Origin of the sequence: Petrotoga miotherma DSM 10691 (assembly GCF_002895605.1) — a bacterium.
In the GTDB taxonomy this organism is placed as follows: domain Bacteria; phylum Thermotogota; class Thermotogae; order Petrotogales; family Petrotogaceae; genus Petrotoga; species Petrotoga miotherma.
Genome location: NZ_AZRM01000033.1, coordinates 1 through 1603 on the forward strand (window position 1 = coordinate 1; position 1603 = coordinate 1603).

At 32.7% G+C, this 1603-nt stretch carries 1 protein-coding gene; it reads left to right on the top strand.

Features of this window, described 5'->3' with window-relative positions; genetic code table 11:
- Nucleotides 1-230 precede the first annotated feature (230 nt).
- Nucleotides 231-1493 (top strand): IS110 family RNA-guided transposase, encoded by a 1263-nt coding sequence (locus X928_RS06785; RefSeq protein ID WP_012208365.1) that lies wholly within the window; start codon nucleotides 231-233, stop codon nucleotides 1491-1493.
- Nucleotides 1494-1603: the final 110 nt, after the last annotated feature.

Below are 1603 nucleotides of genomic sequence, written 5' to 3' on the forward strand. Positions count from 1 at the left end.
TCTTCTATGATATTTGATGATACAATATAAGCATAAACAACTATTTTCTTTAAAAAATGAGTGGGTAGTAGAACGCTTATTCTTTCTGAACTTTTAAGTTCGTTTAAAAGTTTGTTCGCTACCCACTTTCCGCCCATAAATCCGATACTTGATTGACCTTTCAAGGCCGTATTAGAAGGATGATTGCAAAAGGCGGATCCTCAAACAATACTAAAGCGAGGTGAAAAAATATGTATTTTGTAGGTATTGATATTTCTAAAAACTCTTTTCATTACTACATCTCCGATTCAGGTAGGACCAAAATCGATAGTGGTAAATTCAAACAGAATATGAGTGGTTTCACCACTTTCGACAAAATTCTTAAAAAGTTCAACAAAAGAGAGATTATAATTGGTATGGAATCCACTTCTATTTACCATCAACATTTGTTTTCTTATTTACTTAAACACGATTATGATGTCCATATCATTAATCCCCTTTTGTTGAAAGAATTCAGAAAAAGTGAAACTCTTCGCCATTCTAAAAACGACAACATTGATTCCAAGCTGATCTCCATTTGGCTGAAAGAAAAGTATCCAGACAACATCCCTTCTTCTAAGGAGATAGATAATTTCACTCAATACTCTCGCGAGATCATTAACCTTTCTGAGGAGATTTCAAGGGTTAAGAATGAAATCAAACGTTATGTCTACCTTTTGTTCCCTGAATTGGAATCTTTTCAATCTAATATCTTTATCAAGAGTTTAATGAATTTATTGTATAACTTCCCTTCTGCAAGGAAGATCGCTACAACCAACAAAAAACAGCTTATTGATGCGATGAAGATAGATAATCAATTGTATTTCGATGAAAATAAGTTGGACCAAATCATTGAACTTTCTAAAAATTCAATAGCAAGTGGCAACGATGCGCATGAGTTAGCTCTTCAAAAAAGAATAGAATTGTTGTTCAAACTTGAATCAGATCAAAAGCTCTTCAAAGAAAAATTGAAAGAAACTTTGAACAATTCATCAAACGATGTAATTAAAAACCAGGTAGAATTAATACAATCTCTTGATGGTTTCAATGAAACAGCTTTAAATATTGTAGCAGAAACAGGAGATATTAACCGATTCTATTCTGCTTCTGCCCTGGTGGCTTTCGTTGGCATCGATCCTCGTACAGAGGAATCAGGTCAAATGAAAAAAGGCTGGTTCATCAATAGAAAAGGTAACAGATACCTAAGAAAAGCTGTTTACATCGCTGCCATCGTTGCTATTCAAAACAATGAATACTTCAAGAATTATTACATGAAACTACGTACTCGAGGTAAATCACATACTGTTGCTGTGTTAGCCGTAGCGGGAAAATTGTTGAGAATAATATATTCACTGGTAAAGAGTGGGAAAAAATATGATTCTGACTATCATTACAAATTACAAAATCAAGAACTGAGAGCTCATGGCAATTATACAGCAAAAAAATTAAAAAGGAAAAGAGAAATAGTAACCTGAATAAACAACAACTGCTACTTTCAACCTAGAAGTATGACTGAATGAGGATTTTTTAAATAGAAAATATTTAAAATTTTTTTAATTAAATAGGGGACTATCATACTTGACTT